This is a genomic window from Oceaniserpentilla sp. 4NH20-0058, from assembly GCF_040371755.1.
Lineage (GTDB): Bacteria > Pseudomonadota > Gammaproteobacteria > Pseudomonadales > Oceanobacteraceae > Bermanella.
This window is the reverse complement of sequence record NZ_BAABWE010000006.1, coordinates 216,113-232,830: the sequence shown is the minus strand read 5'-3', so window position 1 is coordinate 232,830 and position 16,718 is coordinate 216,113. Positions and strand designations below refer to the sequence as shown.

16 protein-coding genes, 3 tRNA genes and 1 other RNA gene are annotated in these 16,718 nt (G+C 42.7%); 7 read left to right on the top strand and 13 right to left on the bottom strand.

Annotated features, from left to right (window positions below):
- Nucleotides 1-101: 101 nt before the first annotated feature.
- From ABWV45_RS10120 to alaS, 9 genes are all read right to left on the bottom strand, one after another.
- Complete coding sequence (locus tag ABWV45_RS10120) at nucleotides 102-743, bottom strand: hypothetical protein (protein ID WP_353351249.1); 642 nt, start codon at nucleotides 741-743, stop codon at nucleotides 102-104.
- A gap of 121 nt (nucleotides 744-864) precedes the next feature.
- The gene (locus ABWV45_RS10115; RefSeq protein WP_353351247.1) at nucleotides 865-1,539 is read right to left on the bottom strand and encodes a hypothetical protein; all 675 of its coding nucleotides are present in this window, start codon (nucleotides 1,537-1,539) and stop codon (nucleotides 865-867) included.
- 1,125 nt (nucleotides 1,540-2,664) lie between these two features.
- Nucleotides 2,665-2,784: non-coding RNA, RtT sRNA (locus ABWV45_RS10110), on the bottom strand.
- Nucleotides 2,785-2,844: 60 nt separating this feature from the next.
- Nucleotides 2,845-2,921, bottom strand: a tRNA-Arg gene (locus tag ABWV45_RS10105).
- Between the two features lie 76 nt (nucleotides 2,922-2,997).
- Nucleotides 2,998-3,074 (bottom strand) — tRNA-Arg (locus tag ABWV45_RS10100).
- Nucleotides 3,075-3,170: 96 nt separating this feature from the next.
- Nucleotides 3,171-3,260: transfer RNA gene (locus ABWV45_RS10095), tRNA-Ser, on the bottom strand.
- Between the two features lie 77 nt (nucleotides 3,261-3,337).
- Nucleotides 3,338-3,523, bottom strand: a complete 186-nt coding sequence (gene csrA, locus ABWV45_RS10090; protein ID WP_353351245.1) for a carbon storage regulator CsrA — start codon at nucleotides 3,521-3,523, stop codon at nucleotides 3,338-3,340.
- Between the two features lie 252 nt (nucleotides 3,524-3,775).
- A complete protein-coding gene (locus tag ABWV45_RS10085; RefSeq protein WP_353351243.1) occupies nucleotides 3,776-5,002 on the bottom strand; it encodes an aspartate kinase in 1,227 nt (408 codons plus the stop codon).
- 324 nt (nucleotides 5,003-5,326) lie between these two features.
- A complete protein-coding gene (gene alaS, locus ABWV45_RS10080; RefSeq protein ID WP_353351241.1) occupies nucleotides 5,327-7,954 on the bottom strand; it encodes an alanine--tRNA ligase in 2,628 nt (875 codons plus the stop codon).
- Nucleotides 7,955-8,169: 215 nt separating this feature from the next.
- Between alaS and ABWV45_RS10075 the strand changes: the two genes are divergently transcribed.
- The 5 genes from ABWV45_RS10075 (at nucleotide 8,170) to ABWV45_RS10055 (ending at nucleotide 10,925) form a co-directional block, all read left to right on the top strand.
- Nucleotides 8,170-8,373, top strand: coding sequence for a YgaP family membrane protein (locus ABWV45_RS10075; protein ID WP_353351239.1), 204 nt, complete (start codon nucleotides 8,170-8,172; stop codon nucleotides 8,371-8,373).
- A gap of 96 nt (nucleotides 8,374-8,469) precedes the next feature.
- Nucleotides 8,470-8,910, top strand: coding sequence for a hypothetical protein (locus ABWV45_RS10070; RefSeq protein WP_353351237.1), 441 nt, complete (start codon nucleotides 8,470-8,472; stop codon nucleotides 8,908-8,910).
- Between the two features lies 1 nt (nucleotide 8,911).
- Nucleotides 8,912-9,127, top strand: coding sequence for a hypothetical protein (locus ABWV45_RS10065; protein WP_353351235.1), 216 nt, complete (start codon nucleotides 8,912-8,914; stop codon nucleotides 9,125-9,127).
- On the top strand, nucleotides 9,115-9,474 hold the full coding sequence (locus ABWV45_RS10060; RefSeq protein ID WP_353351233.1) for a hypothetical protein: 360 nt from the start codon (nucleotides 9,115-9,117) through the stop codon (nucleotides 9,472-9,474). Before ABWV45_RS10065 ends, ABWV45_RS10060 begins: the two co-directional genes overlap by 13 nt.
- A gap of 152 nt (nucleotides 9,475-9,626) precedes the next feature.
- On the top strand, nucleotides 9,627-10,925 hold the full coding sequence (locus ABWV45_RS10055; RefSeq protein ID WP_353351231.1) for an NAD(P)/FAD-dependent oxidoreductase: 1,299 nt from the start codon (nucleotides 9,627-9,629) through the stop codon (nucleotides 10,923-10,925).
- Between the two features lie 32 nt (nucleotides 10,926-10,957).
- On the opposite strand, the gene ABWV45_RS10050 is transcribed toward ABWV45_RS10055, so the two are convergent.
- Nucleotides 10,958-11,458, bottom strand: coding sequence for a regulatory protein RecX (locus tag ABWV45_RS10050; protein WP_353351229.1), 501 nt, complete (start codon nucleotides 11,456-11,458; stop codon nucleotides 10,958-10,960).
- 85 nt (nucleotides 11,459-11,543) lie between these two features.
- On the bottom strand, nucleotides 11,544-12,596 hold the full coding sequence (gene recA / locus ABWV45_RS10045) for a recombinase RecA (RefSeq protein WP_353351227.1): 1,053 nt from the start codon (nucleotides 12,594-12,596) through the stop codon (nucleotides 11,544-11,546).
- 436 nt (nucleotides 12,597-13,032) lie between these two features.
- Between recA and ABWV45_RS10040 the strand changes: the two genes are divergently transcribed.
- A complete protein-coding gene (locus ABWV45_RS10040; RefSeq protein WP_353351225.1) occupies nucleotides 13,033-14,139 on the top strand; it encodes an NADH:flavin oxidoreductase in 1,107 nt (368 codons plus the stop codon).
- Between the two features lie 85 nt (nucleotides 14,140-14,224).
- Here ABWV45_RS10040 and ABWV45_RS10035 read toward each other — a convergent pair whose 3' ends face one another.
- A complete protein-coding gene (locus tag ABWV45_RS10035; protein ID WP_353351223.1) occupies nucleotides 14,225-14,422 on the bottom strand; it encodes a thioredoxin domain-containing protein in 198 nt (65 codons plus the stop codon).
- Nucleotides 14,423-14,577: 155 nt separating this feature from the next.
- On the opposite strand from ABWV45_RS10035, the gene ABWV45_RS10030 reads away from it, so the two are divergent.
- Nucleotides 14,578-15,276, top strand: coding sequence for a transporter substrate-binding domain-containing protein (locus ABWV45_RS10030; RefSeq protein WP_353351221.1), 699 nt, complete (start codon nucleotides 14,578-14,580; stop codon nucleotides 15,274-15,276).
- Between the two features lie 87 nt (nucleotides 15,277-15,363).
- On the opposite strand, the gene fabV is transcribed toward ABWV45_RS10030, so the two are convergent.
- Complete coding sequence (gene fabV / locus ABWV45_RS10025) at nucleotides 15,364-16,566, bottom strand: enoyl-ACP reductase FabV (protein ID WP_353351219.1); 1,203 nt, start codon at nucleotides 16,564-16,566, stop codon at nucleotides 15,364-15,366.
- Nucleotides 16,567-16,718: the final 152 nt, after the last annotated feature.

Here is a 16,718-nt window from a genome sequence, read left to right as displayed (position 1 = left end):
CGGAAAAGTGAAGCGCCTTCCGACGTGTGGGAAATTTACAATACGGAAACATCAACTGTCGGAAGGCGCTTCGCTTTTCCGACTTACGGGTTATATTCTGTTTATAAACCAAGCTCTTTAATTGAAGTTGTGTCATAAAACTGAAACTGGATAGGACAATTATGTTTTATCATTCTACGCCAAACCATAATAAAATTTTGTGCACTCTCAGTATTCCAAAATGACTCCGACAATTCTAAATATTTTAAAACAGCTTCTTTTTTCCCACGTTTATACAATTCTCTAATTAATGTTTTATCTGGTCCAAAACTACCTAAAACAGGTGACCCTTTAACTTCTGTTGAGGCAAGCAAATAACTGATAGCTTCATCTTCGTTTCCTGAGTGTAGTGCCAACCATCCTTTAGCAATATTAATATTGTGAATAGAGTCACTAGTGCCTACAAATGAGTTTTTCAATTTTTGTAAAATGGTAGCTTGATTTTTCTCATAAGCAACGATGTTATTTAGCGCAATTTCTCTTGTATCAAAACGAGCGCTGAGTACTACATTTTGATATGAGGAAATCTCATTTTCATTCATACCTTCTAGGGCTTTTTGATATCTTTCTTTATCTAGCTTTTCGTAAAATGCATGTCTCTTTTCAACGTAAGAAATATATTGTGGGTCTGTGCAGCCAGAATATTGTCCTGCAACAGCCATCTGAGTAAACAGAACTAAAATTATTGTGATTGGTAATTTCATTATTTATAAACATCCATATTGTGAACACTATTGAAAAATATAACGCCTGCCAGCAAAGGCGAGTTTACGAGTCCAGCCAGCTTGCTGGCGAATTGGCTGGCTTTGTTATTCGGTTTTTAAATTAAAGCATTTCCATGAAGCTGATTTTGAACCTTATAAGTCCATTTTCATCATATTCAGCAGTCACGACTGTTGCTGCATCACTATAGAAATGTTCACATTTTGGAGGACGAGTGCTCATGGACCATTGCAGTTGGGCAGCTATTTGTTCCTGATTTAGCTTATTCTGGTACTGGAACATAATCTCTCCTTCTGCGTCATTAACTCCTAAGGATTTAGATACGAACTCCTTTGTAGAGCCAATTTTAATACCAGATTCTGTAATGATCTTATTTGGATTTATGCTTGTTTTGACGCAATGCTTAGGGAGGTTGTTTTCTTTAACTTTTAATATTTCAAACGCATTCATATCCCATGCCGTGTATTTATAAAATATGAGAGCAGTAGATTTATCTTCTGACAGGAAGCATGCGTAGTCAGAACAAGATGCACAGCCCGGACGATCATTAGATATTAATGGTTTTGGAAATGGAGCTGCGATATCAACCATGCTATTTGTAGGAATGTTAAGGCCCATTATGGTCAAGTTTGAGGGGGCAACCTTGCCATTTGGCGATTGCGAATAGCGCGAAACCTTAGTCTGAGGCTCATTACTACAGTCTGGGGCAGGCCATTGCTTTAATTCTGAAGAGAAAGCGGAAAAAGAAAACAAGAATAAACATATAATTCTTATCATTTTGATTCTTCTCATTTAAGCCGAATAACATTTTAATCATAAGACCTTGCAAGCTTCACTACCTTGCAAGGTACTAAAAACTCATTATCTACAATCTACATCCATAGCACCAACAATTATAAGAAAATGACAAAGTCTATTGAGAGCCTACAGTAAATCACGCCTGAAACGATAACAAAATGCGCCATTTATACACGGCAACAACCAAATTCTAATTCACTATATGAGATACCTGCCGTGGATAGTTAGGCGCGAAGCGGGGTTACGGGGAAAGCGTAGGTTTCGAGCGAAGCTCCCCCGAGAAAAAGAAACCGTGCTGGCAAAGGCGATGAATCTAGCAACACCTTAATTAATGCACAGTTCAGAAATAGCGCACATGCGATTGTCGGACTGAAGTCCGACCTACAAATAAGGATTACCCTTGTGCGGGTAAGGTGGTGCAAGCAGCACCGTTTTAGGACCAACCACAAACCAAGCCCGTAACGATAACAAAATGCACCATTTATACACGGCAACAACCAAATTCTAATTCACTATATGAGGTACCTGCCGTGGATAGTTAGGCGCGAAGCGGGGTTACGGGGAAAGCGTAGGTTTCGAGCGAAGCTCCCCCGAGAAAAAGAACCGTGCTGGCAAAGGTAATGAACCTAGCAACACCTTAATTAATTCACAATTCAGAAATAGCGCACATGCGGAAAATTAAGCAAATTAAGATAGACACGCAACACAAGCATGAAATATCAGAGACATACTCAGGAGGATTATTCGCCCTTCGGGCCGTCACTCGCAGGCTCCCTCCGTGCACTCGCTTCGCTCGGGTCGAACCTACGGAGGATCTCACCCGCCTGAGCGCATCTTTCTTTAAAGCCACAAACTCGAGGCAAAAAAAAACCTGCATTAAAATGCAGGTTTTTCTTGAATCTGGTGCGCATCACCACTATTGAAACCTGAAACAACGGACAGGAGGATTGACTGCGCTTCGCGCCCCCTGCGGGCGACTTCGTCGGTCTTGCCTTCGGCAATCGAACCTACGGAGGATCTCACCCGCCTGAGCGCATCTTTCTTTAAAGCCACAAACTCGAGGCAAAAAAAAACCTGCATTTTAATGCAGGTTTTTCTTGAATCTGGTGCGCTCAGGAGGATTATTCGCCCTTCGGGCCGTCACTCGCAGGCTCCCTCCGTGCACTCGCTTCGCTCGGGTCGAACCTATCGGAGGTTCTCGTCCTTCCTAAGCGCATTAATGCTTGAATCACAAATTTTGTGACGAAAAAAAAGCCCACATTTTCATGTGAGCTTTTCGTAATCTGGTGCGCTCAGGAGGATTCGAACCTCCGACCGCCTGGTTCGTAGCCAGGTACTCTATCCAGCTGAGCTATGAGCGCAAGACTGATAATTTAAGATCTAATGAAAAATCTTTCCCTATTGTTTTTAAGCAGTATCAGTAGTCTGTTTAAAAAATGGTGCGCTCAGGAGGATTCGAACCTCCGACCGCCTGGTTCGTAGCCAGGTACTCTATCCAGCTGAGCTATGAGCGCATCGTTAGGGCGGCGAATTATAGTTAAACCAAATGATTAGTCAACCATCGCCACTTTTTATTTAACTAAGGAAGTTTTAATAAAAAGAATTAGTAGTGGCGGAGAGAGAGGGATTCGAACCCTCGATAAGATTTCTCCTATACACCCTTAGCAGGGGTGCGCCTTCAGCCACTCGGCCATCTCTCCAACACGCGGCGTATGTTACCACTTTATTTTGAAAATAAAAGGAAAAATTTCAATGAAATTAACACATTAGCGTTAAATCACTCTTCGTCTGGCTGATCTTTTTCTTTTTGAATGCGTTGGTAAATTTCTTCACGGTGTACAGCAACCTCTTTGGGCGCGTTTACACCAATTCGAACTTGGTTACCTTTAACACCTAATACAGTAACAGTGACTTCGTCACCAACCATTAGAGTTTCACCAACACGACGCGTTAAAATGAGCATTTTATTCTCCTGAACATGTGGTTTGCACAACTAAAGAAAACCACTTCAATCCCCGATTTATGCAAAAACGGGCATCCATAAGATTTATTATTGACCAGCTTTGGAAAATTAAAAGCTTCATATTCTTCCTTTCCATAATATTTAGTTATGGAAGACAGGAAAATAGTGGCTTACTGGTCCTTTACCTAGGGTGCGATGGTATCCCAACGCAATTTTACTAGAAGATGTCTAATCCTTGACGTTCTTCTTTATTTACTGAGCATCGTTGTCTAAATCAAATGCTGTGTGCAAAGCACGAACAGCCAGCTCTAGATACTTCTCGTCGATGACCACAGAAATTTTGATTTCAGAGGTGGAAATAATTTGAATATTGATGTTCTCTTGCGCTAATACATCAAACATCTTGCTAGCAACACCCGCATGGCTGCGCATTCCCACACCCACTAATGATACTTTTGCAATATCGTTAGCACCTGTGACTTCACGTGCACCTAAACTTTTCGCTACTTCATTTAAAACGGCTTCCGCTTTTGTGTAGTCGTTACGGTGTACGGTAAAAGTAAAGTCAGTGGTTTTATCCGCAGCTACGTTTTGAACAATCATGTCCACTTCGATATTTGCCGCGCCCACTGGACCTAAAATCTTTGAAGCCACACCAGGAATATCTGGCACACCTAAAACGGTTAGTTTCGCTTCGTCACGGTTAAATGCAATTCCGGAAATTACTGGCTGTTCCACTGATTCATCATCCTCTATTGTAATAAGGGTGCCGTTACCTTCTTGGGTACTGTGTAATACACGCAGAGGCACTTTATATTTACCAGCAAATTCTACTGAGCGAATTTGTAATACCTTGGACCCAAGGCTGGCCATTTCAAGCATTTCTTCAAAAGTAATTTTGTCCATGCGACGAGCTTTTTCAACTACTCTAGGGTCGGTTGTGTATACGCCGTCTACGTCGGTGTAGATATGGCACTCGTCTGCTTTTAGTGCTGCCGCTAGTGCAACACCTGTGGTATCCGAACCACCGCGACCAAGAGTTGTAATATTACCGTCATCGTCAACACCTTGGAAACCTGCCACTATAACAACGCGGCCTTCATCTAAATCACTGCGAATTTTTTGTGTGTCGATGTCTTGGATACGCGCTTTCATGTGGGCGCTATCAGTTAAAATTTTAACTTGTGAACCCGTATAAGAACGTGCCGGTACGCCAGCCTTGTTTAAGGCCATGCTTAATAATGCAATGGTCACTTGCTCACCAGTACTAACCAGTACATCCATTTCACGTGGAGTCGGCTGATCACTAATAGCATTTGCCAAACCAATTAAGCGGTTGGTTTCACCGCTCATGGCGCTCACGGCTACAACAACGTCGTGACCTTGGTCTTTAAATTTTTTAATTTTTTCAGCTACACCTTGGATGCGCTCTACGCTTCCAACCGAGGTGCCGCCATACTTGTGTACGTACAATGCCATGGTTTCAAGGTCTTCAAAAAAAGGGTACAAAAATTGGGCGCTAATTAGACACTAATTAACGCCGTTTTGGAACTATCACTATAGGTCATTTATTAAAATACAGAGCCTCATGACACTAAAAGTGAATTAACCACCCGATTAAGGATAAGGCTGAAAGCGGTTTACCACCTCAACCTGTTTGCTTTATCCATAAATCGTTGGGCTATAGATTCGCTTCGCTCCATGTAGCAAACGCTTCAAGCGCGTCTTTAATGCCTTCTGGTTTTTTACCACCCGCTTGGGCGCAAGTTAGAGTGTGGTTTGCCGCACCACACGCCTAAACCTTTACAGGTTCGCTTCAGCCCACTTATCAAACGCAGCCAGTGCGTCTTTAATGCCTTCTGGTTTTTTACCACCTGCCTGCGCAAGGTCGGGTTTGCCGCCACCACGGCCATCCACGTATGGGGCCATTTCTTTCACAATATCCCCCGCTTTAACTTTACTAGTTAAGTCTTTTGTTACACCTGCAATTAGGGTCACTTTTTCCCCTTCACTGCTGGCTAGTAAAATCACTGCACTGCCCAGTTTGTTTTTAAGCTGATCCATAGCGCCACGCATGGCGGGTACATCGGCTCCGTCTAATTGTGCAGCCAGTACTTTAATACCGTTAATCTCTTTAGCGCCGGCGGCTAGATCTGTTCCCGCACCTGAGGCTAGTTTGGTTTTAAGCTGCTGTACGTCTTTTTCAAGTTGACGGCTTTTAGCGACGGCAGCTTCTACTTTTTCTAATACGCTGTCGCGATTTGATTTCACTTGCGCGGCGATGGCGTTAATGGTGTTTTCCATTTGCGAAATGTAATCATAAGCGGCTTCACCTACTACCGCCTCAACACGACGCACGCCTGCTGCTGTGCCAGATTCACTGATGATTTTCAAAAAGCCAATATCCCCTGTGCGATTGGCGTGCGTACCACCACAGAGTTCAACCGAGAACTGCTCACTGCCCATTGACAGTACACGTACTTCGTCGTCGTACTTTTCGCCAAATAAGGCCATGGCCCCTTCTGCTTTGGCCGCTTCAATGTCCATTAATTTGGTGCTAACTGGTGTATTAATACGAATTTGTTGGTTCACTATGGTTTCAACGGTTTTAAGTTCATCCGCGGTCATTGCTTCAAAATGAGCAAAGTCGAATCGTAGGCGATCCGGAGTACATAACGAGCCTTTTTGCTGCACATGGTCACCTAGCGTATTACGTAACGCTGCATGCAATAGATGTGTAGCAGAGTGATGCAATGCAGTTTGCTGGCGTTTATGTGCATCGACATTGGCACTTAAGGTATCACCCACTTTTAGTGTGCCTGCTTTTACTTCACCGTGATGCAAATGATTTTTTTGCTCTTTGGTGGTATTGCTAACGATAAACTCGCTTGCACCATTTGTTAGAACCCCAGTGTCGCCCACTTGACCACCGGATTCGCCATAGAATGGCGTGCTGTCTAGCACCACCATGCCTGCTTCCCCTGCGGTTAATGCATCAACTGCATTGCCATCTCTAAATAGTGCTATCACCTTACCTTGGTTTAATAGACTCTCGTAACCTGTAAAGTCTGTGGTGCCATCTAGGTTTAGGGTGTCGGTGTAGTCTACTTTGAAATTAGAGGCGGCACGGGCTTTGGATTTTTGTTCTTCCATGCAGGTTGCAAAACCCGCTTCGTCCACTTTTAAATTTTTCTCGCGGGCGATGTCTGCGGTTAAGTCCACAGGGAAGCCATAGGTATCGTAAAGCTTAAAGACGGTTTCACCGGCAATGATATCGCCTTTTAATTCAGAAATAGCGGTTTCTAGTAACTTCATGCCGTTATCTAGTGTTTTAGCAAACTGCTCTTCTTCTAGTTTTAGGATTTTTTCCACATGGGGCTGGTTTTTAACCAGTTCTGGATAGGCTTCGCCCATTTCCTTCACTAACGGTCCTACTAGCTTATAAAAGAATAAATCGGTAGCACCTAAAATATGACCATGACGTAATGCACGACGAATAATACGGCGCAGAACATAACCACGGCCTTCGTTTGATGGCATAACACCGTCGCTGATTAAAAAGCTACAAGATCGAATGTGGTCAGCAATTACCAATAAAGACTTACTGTCTATATCTTTGGTACCTGTCACGTCAGCAGCCGCTTGAATTAAGCTTTGGAATAAGTCGATTTCGTAGTTGGCGTGAACCCCTTGCATGATGGCAGAGATACGCTCAAGGCCCATACCAGTATCCACAGAAGGCTTAGGCAATGGCTCCATAGTGCCGTCAGCATGACGGTTGTATTGCATAAATACGTTGTTCCAAATTTCAATGAAACGGTCTCCATCTTCTTCTGGTGTGCCCGGTTTACCACCCCAGATGTGCTCGCCGTGATCAAAGAAGATTTCAGTACACGGGCCACATGGACCAGTGTCTCCCATTTGCCAGAAGTTATCTGATGCGTACTTTTCGCCTTTGTTATCACCAATACGGATTATTTTATCAGCCGCTAGACCCATTTCTTTGTGCCAGATGTCATAGGCTTCATCGTCGTCGGCGTAGACGGTCACTAACAGTTTTTCTTCTGGCAGGTTTAGCCATTCTTTGCTGGTTAAGAATTCCCATGCATATTTGATGGCATCTTGCTTGAAGTAATCACCAAAGCTGAAGTTACCTAACATTTCAAAAAAGGTGTGATGACGGGCGGTATAACCTACGTTTTCTAAGTCATTGTGCTTACCACCCGCACGAACACAACGCTGGGAGCTGGTAGCGCGGGTATATGAACGATCATCTTGGCCTAAAAACACATCCTTAAATTGGTTCATACCAGCATTGGTGAACATTAAGGTTGGGTCATTACCTGGAATCAGAGAGCTACTGGCGACCACTTCATGTTGCTTGCTTGCAAAGTAGTCTAGAAATGCTTGTCTAATTTCTGCGGTTTTCATACTTCGTCCATCAAGGGCGCCTTGTTTTAGGTAGATAGGCGCATAGTTGTCAAATTAAAGGGCGTTAGTATACCGACAAAGCCAGCGCCAGACGAGAGTTTGCGTGATTAGCTATGTAATTGGGTTAATGTGTTTTACCCATGAGATACAAGTATGCTTGCTTTCTATATTAGAATAACCTAAATTAGATACACGTGAATTAACAGGAGAATACCATGTCTATCGATCGTTTTGTGTTTGCTATTGCTGGCTTGTTTATCCTAATCAGTGTTGGTTTAAGCCAAGTTCACTCCGTTAACTGGCTTTGGCTCACTGGTTTTGTTGGCTTTAATATGCTGCAAGCAGCGTTCACTGGGTTTTGCCCACTGGCTAAAATATTAAAAGCCACAGGTATCAAGCCCGGCCCTGCCTTCAATTAATACAGGATCTTACAATTGCTAACCCATTAGCTATTGAAACAGCGTGTTACAGCACCCATAATGGTGGCACATTTTGTGTACACCTTATGGGTTAATGTGAAAAAGCTATCCCTCCTTGTCCTTGTTGTTCTTATTACAATTGCTGCAGGTCTATCTACCCATGATGAATCAGGGCAACAGATAGACGAATGGGCGAAGCAAACTGCTGTTTTATTCAAAGACAGTATTCATTTCTTTTCATCTTTAAAGCCAAGCCCGTCTACAGATCAAGACACCTTAGATGAAATTCAGAAAATCGATGAAGCCATCGAGTCATTACTGCCCGGTCAACCTATTGATTTACGCTATCTGCCCGAACCAGATTCAGACATTAAAATCGCAAGTGATACACCAAACACAACCCCAAACGACTTATTACCAAATTTATTCATACCCAATAAAACATCAGGAGCCTCTGTAAAGGGTGAGTTATTCACCGATGAGGAAGACAAAATCATTGGTGGTAAGGTTCAATTAGCCATTCCTACGGATATGTAACATGACGGCACTTGCGTGTGTATTATTGATTTTTTCTGGGTTAACTTTAATGGTTGTTTATGCGGTTGGCCCGTTTGCCAATGACCCTTGGCTTGCCATTCACGTCCGTTTCAAAACGTTAAGCGCTGTTACACAAGTCTCATTGAAGTATTCGGCTTTATCGGTGAGCATTGTCTGTAGTTTACAGATTATTGGAGTTTTCCCTTGGTTGAAGTAATTTCAGGGCACTTAGGCAATGGCCGATGGCGTTTTAAAGAAGTTGATAACGTCATTATATTTACACTTATTCAGGCGTTTAACCGCCACGACGAGTTCCGTATTGGCCCTGATCAAATTTTGGGTTATGAAATAGAGCAAACACTCGAAGATAAAGTATTAGTAAAAATAAATTTTTCTGACCTTCGTTATTGCCGCTGCTACATCTCAAATAGTGATCTTCACCACTTAGACACTATGGTCATTTCACAAGCAAAGGCCCCTGAATACAAAGCTAATAATGACCCTTGGATCAATGGGTTGATTGCCTTTTTTGCCGCTTGCATCGTTTACCAATTCTTCAAATAAAGCCTCCCTTCTGTTTGTCACATTTGTGTAATGTTATGCTTTGTTTATAATGTCACGTCCAAAAACACCTAAGTCTTAATCATTAGAGATATTTCTAGAATACGCCTAGTTACTTGGGTCTATTCTAAAACTATTTATTTTGGACATTCTCAATGAAAAACATCGTTATTGTAGGCGGCGGTGCTGGTGGACTAGAGCTGGCAACCAAACTTGGTGATACCTTTGGAAAGCGCAATCAAGCTAATATTCACCTTGTTGATGCAAACAACACCCATTTATGGAAACCGCTTTTACATGAAGTTGCCACAGGATCATTAGACAGCGGCATTGATGAGCTAAGCTATCGCGCACAAGCGTACAATCACCATTTTAAATTTCATATTGGTCGTATGAATAATCTTGATCGCGATCAAAAAGAGATCATTCTAGAACCGATTTCGGATGAAAACGGTGAGTTGATTCTGCCAGAACGCCGCTTGCAGTATGACACGTTAATATTAGCCATCGGCAGTCAAACCAATGATTTTGGCACCAAGGGCGCTAAACAACATTGTTCGTTTTTAGATAGTCGCTCTCAGGCAGATAAATTCCACCAAAAGCTTTTAAACACCTACCTTAAAGCGAATAACACTGCAGCCCAGAAAGGCAACTACAAACTTAATATCGCCATTGTTGGCGCGGGTGCAACCGGTGTTGAATTAGCGGCAGAGCTGCATAATACAGCCAGTGAATTGTCAGCTTATGGTTTAGACCGTTTATCCAAAGATCAGCTACAAGTCACTATTATTGAAGCCGGTGAGCGCATTTTACCGGCTTTACCTCCAAGAATTTCTTTAGCCGCCCACAGAGAACTTGAAAAACTGAACATTAAAATCCGTAACAATACTTTCATTCAAGAAGTTACAGAGCAAGGCTTTGTCACCAAAGATGGTTTAATTATTGATGCTGAATTAAAAATATGGGCGGCTGGTGTGAAAGCGCCGCAATGGATGAGTAATTTAGGTGGCCTTGAAACAAACCGCGTGAATCAATTGGTGGTCAAACCTAGCTTACAAACCACACTGGATGAGTGCATTTTTGCCATTGGTGACTGCTCGTTTATGTTACAAGATAACGGAACACCAGTGCCTCCACGGGCACAAGCTGCTCACCAGCAAGCATACCATGTTTATAAAAACTTGGTTCGCATTAGCGAAGCGCGAGAACCAAAAGCCTATGTATATAAAGACAAAGGTTCGTTAGTAAATCTAAGTCGTTACAGCACAGTGGGCAGTTTAATGGGGAATTTAAGCAGTGGCAGCATGATGATAGAAGGCAAGATTGCACGCATTGTGTATGTGTCGCTTTATCGCTTACATCAGGTAGCTTTACACGGATATTTCAAGACCATTTTGATGAGTATTTCAGGGCGCATTAATAAAGTCATTCGACCACGCTTAAAACTTCATTAATTAATCAGGGCGTATTTTCTATACGCCCTTTTTTATTCATGTTGGTTTTGTGTGAATGTGTCCAGTGCCGTGTATATTTGATTTAAGGTAAAACCCCGTCTTTGAAGAAAACCCATTAGTTTGTTTTTGTCTTTTAATTCAGATAAATCCAAGCTTTTTGTTTTCTTCTCAATGAGATTAAGCACTTCACTTTGCCAATCAAGTTCACTTGCTAAATCTTCAAAATGCCATTCAATTAACTCTGAACGTATGTGCTTTTGTTTTAGCTCTAAGGAAATCCGAACTTGTCCATAGCCGCCAAGATATTTACTACGAATAAACATTTCAGTAAATCGCTCATCACTTTGCAAACCCATTTCAACAAGCCAATCTAAAACTTTATAGAGCAAATCTTCAGACTGACTTACGGGTAATAGCTTGGCCTCTAACTCTCCATAACTGTATTCACGACGAGCCAAAAGCTCAATGGCCTTATGGCGCAGCCCTTTTTCATCAAGCAGTTTTATCTGTTTTTTATAAGGCTGATTAAACATATGCTAGCCATCTGAATATATTCACAAAGTTGACCTCACAAAAAAGGCCAGCAGAGCTGACCTTTTTGATGAGGTATTTTAACGTTTAAACTTCTTCTGTCTCAGCTTCTACTTCTTTATCGCCTTTTTCAGGTGCTTTTTTAGTGTCCGCTACCACTAATAGCTCTGCCCGGATAAGCGCTTCAAGTTCTTGTTGAACTTCAGGGTTTTCTAGCAGGTAGTTACATGCATTGGCTTTACCTTGACCGATTTTATCCCCTTTGTAAGCATACCAAGCCCCTGCTTTATCCACCAAACCTAGCTTAACGCCTAAATCGATGATTTCAGCACCTCGGTTAATCCCTTGGTTATACATGATTTGGAAATCGGCCTGCTTGAATGGCGGTGCTACTTTGTTTTTAACAACTTTCACGCGAGTTTCATTACCCGTTACTTCATCGCCACTTTTTACCGACCCAGTACGGCGAATATCCAAGCGTACGGATGAGTAAAATTTAAGAGCATTACCACCGGTTGTGGTTTCAGGGCTACCAAACATAACACCAATCTTCATACGAATTTGGTTAATGAAAATCACCATACAATTAGCATTTTTGACATTAGCAGTGAGCTTACGCAAAGCTTGCGACATTAAACGCGCTTGTAGGCCAACATGATGATCCCCCATGTCCCCTTCTATTTCTGCTCTTGGGGTTAAGGCTGCAACTGAGTCAACCACCACCACATCTACCGCACCAGAACGTACTAAGCTGTCTACAATTTCAAGGGCTTGCTCGCCGGTATCTGGCTGAGACACTAATAAACTATCTAGGTTAACGCCTAGCTTTTCAGCATAGAGTGGGTCTAAGGCATGTTCTGCATCAACAATCGCCACTGTTTTACCTTGTTTTTGCGCTTCGGCCATGGTCGATAAACACATGGTGGTTTTACCCGAAGATTCAGGGCCATAAATTTCAATGATTCGACCGTAAGGTAAACCACCTATGCCCAATGCAATATCTAAAGATAAAGAACCTGTGGATACAGCAGGGATAGCTTCACGAGGCTGCTCACCCATTTTCATGATGGCACCCTTACCGAATTGACGTTCAATTTGGCTAAGGGCGGCGTCTAGTGCTTTTTGGCGATTCTGATCCATGTTTTTCTTCACCTTGTTATCTTTATCCGATTTAGGTCTGCAAAGCAGAGAATTTAAATTACTGTATCTATAACCAGTATTTAAACACATGAATGATTTAACGCAAGAATTAATTTAGATCTATTTGTCATACCTTAAGCGGTACAAGAATTAACGCTCATGAGGTGTTTCAGCCTATATTTCAACCAATAAGCTGGGACCTAAGAATAGAATCAATTAATCAAGCATTTATACTGCTTATTTATCCTTTGATGGAACAATCCTTACAAGAAATATCTCTATTGCCATTGCCTTGAATACTCTATGATGGCCATCATTCTTATTGCGCACAATTCAATATCCACTCGGGTTGTTATCTTAGGTAACAGCATTTACTGGGGAAATCCGTTAAATTTGTGCAGGTCAATCACTAACAAAATAGTCACTGGAGCTTTTTATGAGTGCTAACCCTCTATTTAAACCATTCTCATCGGCAAATCTTGAGCTAAAAAACCGCACAGTTATGGCCCCTATGACCCGTAACTTTTCGCCGGATAATGTGGCAGGCCAAAACTCGGTTGATTATTACCGTCGCCGTGCAGAAGGCGGTGTAGGCTTGATCATCACAGAAGGTACATGTGTCAACCACATTGCAGCTTCTGGCTACCCTGATGTGCCTTACATTCATGGCGAAGCGCGTTTAGCTGGCTGGAAAAAGGTCGTAGACGCTGTACACGCTGCTGGCGGTAAAATTGCGCCTCAGCTTTGGCACGTAGGCGGCGCCCGTAAAGCAGGTGTTATGCCTGAAGGTGATGTACCGGGTTTCACACCATCCGGTATGTTTGTAGCAGGCAAAAAGAACCGCTATGAAATGAGCGCGCAAGATATTCAAGATGTCATCCAAGCATTCGCCCAAGGGGCCGCTGACGCCAAAGCAGTTGGGTTTGATGCCATTGAGCTGCACGGTGCTCATGGTTATTTGATCGACCAATTTTTCTGGGAAGGTACTAACCAGCGTGAAGATGAATACGGTGGTTCTGCTGAAAACCGTAGCCGTTTTGCGATTGATATCATCAAAGCATGTCGTGAAGCAGTTGGCCCTGATTTTCCGATTATTTTCCGTTGGAGCCAATGGAAACAGCAAGATTACACTGCTCGTTTGGTTCACACACCTGAAGAGCTAGAGGCATTTCTTACTCCATTAAGCGAAGCAGGCGTAGATATTTTCCATTGCTCACAGCGTCGTTTCTGGGAGCCTGAATTTGAAGGCAGCGACTTGAACTTAGCTGGTTGGGTGCAAAAGATTACCGGTAAGCCAGCCATTACGGTAGGCAGTGTTGGCCTCAACGCTGACTTTATGCCAAAACCAGGTGAAGCTACGTTCCGCGAAGCGGAAACAGCGAGTCTTGAGCAACTGCTTAATCGTATGGATAACAACGAGTTTGACTTAGTGGCAATTGGTCGCGCGCTAATTGCCAACCCTGATTGGGTTAACAAAGTAGCCACTGACCGCGCCGAAGAATTGAAAGCCTTTAAAAAAGAAGACTTATTAGAGCTAGCCTAAGCTTTTTAGGCTACTTTGCAGCAAGATCACAGCCTTGATGAGTATTCATCAAGGCTTTTTTTTGCGCGGTTAGTAAGGTAAGTCATTAGCGGGTGCCTCCATCATTAGTCAAATCGGTAGAGGCTATTGAATTGAAATACCAGCCTGCGGCTAAATCTAACTCTGCGTCTTCTTGAATGTTAAAAGGTATCTCTTGCCAGCCCATTAATGCCTCTAACTTCATGGAATATGGGCTTACATTGGCCAGTCCTAGCATAGGAGCCGGTTGATGTAATGTAATCATGCTGTGTCCTTAGTGGTTAATTAAACCCCAGGATACTGCCAACTAGCTGGCAGTAAGGTTTTAAACGCCATCAAATAGTAAGTTGACCGTCCAAATAACCAAAAAAGCGAGAATTCACTGCTAAACTAAAATCATGCATGCATTAAGGGGTTTTAATGAAACAGCTTTGGCAAACCCTTTTTATATTGGTTCTCGCACTGTTTGTTGCAGGCATAGCCCATGGCCAAAACTTTGATGCCATGGTGTTTGGCGTACCAAACTTCAAGCCCTACACATACCGTGAAAACGGTGAGATTAAGGGGGAGGCCATTGAAAAAATCACCACGGTGCTGGCTCAATTACCCGTCACGTACAAACTCAGGCTCTACGATAATTACACCTTGCTTATCAAAGCCCTTAAGCGAGACGAGATACAAGGATTCTTTTTAGCCACAAAGAACCCAGAACGAGACAAATACGCCGTCTTTAGTAAGCCTATCGACTTTAATAATTGGGCTTGGTTTACCCTCGCTAACACCTCAAACAATGTTCATGAATCAGACTTTAAACTCAGTGCGATAGTAGGCACGGTTAAAAATACTAATACCTACCGATGGCTGGTTCGTCATGGTTATCGTACTCAAGGGCATAGTCGTAATGAAATACCCAACCTGTTATTACAACAATCAATCCACGCAGGTTTTTTAGCTGAAAAAGTATTCGAAGATACATGCATAGAGCAAGGTATTAACCCGACTCGATTCAACAAGAGAATTGAAAAAAAACGAGAGTTTTCAATCTATGTATCAAAACACTACTTAAATGAAAACGCCGATTTTATAAATCAACTAAACCAACATATCCCTGATTTATAGGCGCTTCACAAACTTTTGTTCAAACAAAAAAAAGCGCTTGGCTACTACCGTAACCAAGCGCGTTTTTTATGTGCTAATAAGAAGTGTTTAAACTTCTACCACATCCATTTCTACAATTGGATTCACATCCGCTTCGTAATCAATGCCATCTATTTCAAAGCCAAAAAGCTGTAAGAACTCACGCTTATATTCTACATAGTCGGCCAGCTCTTTGAGGTTTTCAGTGGTCACTTGTGGCCATAGATCTTGGCAGTGCTGTTGAATATCTTCACGCAGTTCCCAATCGTCTAAACGTAAGCGGTTTTCGCTGTCTAGCTCTGGGGCGGCACTGTCTTCACGGTATAAGCGTTCGTGGAACATACGGTTAATTTGCTCCATACAACCCTCGTGAACACCTTCTTCACGCATTTTTTTGAATACCATAGCTATGTACAAAGGCATAACCGGAATGGCCGAACTGGCCTGTGTTACCACACTCTTCAATACCGCTACGTTTGCACTACCACCTGTTTGAGATAGTTTATCGTTAAGGCCTGCCGCTGCGCGGTCTAAATCCATTTTTGCTTTACCTAGTGCACCATGCCAGTAAATCGGCCATGTGATCTCAGTACCAATGTAGCTGTATGCCACGGTTTTACAACCTTCGGCCAATACACCAGCTTCTGACAATGCTGCCATCCAAAGCTCCCAATCTTGGCCGCCCATTACGGTTACGGTGTCTTGAATTTCTTGCTCGGTGGCAGGTTCAACACTGGCTTCGATGATTTCATCTTTGTTTGTGTTTACTGCTGTGGCGGTATAGGTATCGCCAATAGGCTTCAATGCTGAACGAATTAGCTCACCAGAATCCGGCAGTTTACGCACAGGAGACGCAAGGGAGTAAACCACTAAATCCACCTGACCTAGGTCTTCTTTGATTATCTCGATGGCTTTTTGCTTTACTTCATGGCTGAAGGCATCGCCATTGATGCTTTTAGAATACAGGCCTTCGGCTTTAGCAAATTTGTCAAATGATGCTGAATTGTACCAACCTGCTGTACCTGGCTTTTTCTCTGTACCTGGTTTTTCAAAGAACACTCCCAAAGTGGCCGCACCGCTACCAAATGCCGCCGCAATACGAGAAGACAAGCCATAACCGCTAGAAGAACCAATAACCAATACCTTTTTAGGGCCGTCTTTCACTTGGCCTAGGGCTTTAGTGGTGTTGATTTGATCTAAAACGTTCTTTTCACAACCAGTTGGGTGGGTAGTGGTACAAATAAATCCACGGGCTTTAGGCTTAATAATCATAGTTATAAATTCTGTTATAAAATGTGGGCTTAGAATAACGAACTAAGCATAAAATAAAAGGGCAGTCTTTATCATCCAAACACAAGGATGTTACAAGATGGTAAGTGAATTTATCATTTTTGCGCGAGATATCACCTTATTGGTAGTTTAAT